Origin of the sequence: Staphylococcus pasteuri (assembly GCF_030547725.1) — a bacterium.
Lineage (GTDB): Bacteria > Bacillota > Bacilli > Staphylococcales > Staphylococcaceae > Staphylococcus > Staphylococcus pasteuri.
In genome coordinates this window covers 1-283 of record NZ_JAUOQO010000247.1, presented here as the reverse complement: position 1 = coordinate 283, position 283 = coordinate 1, and the positions used below count along the sequence as shown (strand labels likewise).

Below are 283 nucleotides of genomic sequence, written 5' to 3'. Positions count from 1 at the left end.
ACCGACGATGTAGTAGAAGGCGGTGCGGTAATGCATCACGAAGGGGTAGATATATCCATTACTGGTAACTCCACCAATGTCGCGCGTTTTCAGCACCCCGTAGCGGGAACCTACAAAAAAGAGCGTTTGTTATTAGGTAAAGAGTATTTCTCGGTAGCGTCGGGCGGCGGCACTGGCCGCACTATGCACCCCGACAACGTAGGCGCTGGCCCAGCCTCTTATGGTTTAACCGACACCATGGGCAGAATGCATTGCGATGCGCAATTTGCTGGTTCATCCTCAG

The 283-nt window shown here is 53.0% G+C and carries 1 protein-coding gene; it reads left to right on the top strand.

Going from position 1 to position 283, the window contains the following annotated elements; translation table 11 throughout:
- Window positions 1-30: 30 nt before the first annotated feature.
- A partial coding sequence (locus Q4528_RS13555) for a GGGtGRT protein (RefSeq protein ID WP_303522057.1) occupies window positions 31-283 on the top strand: 253 nt, incomplete at its 3' end.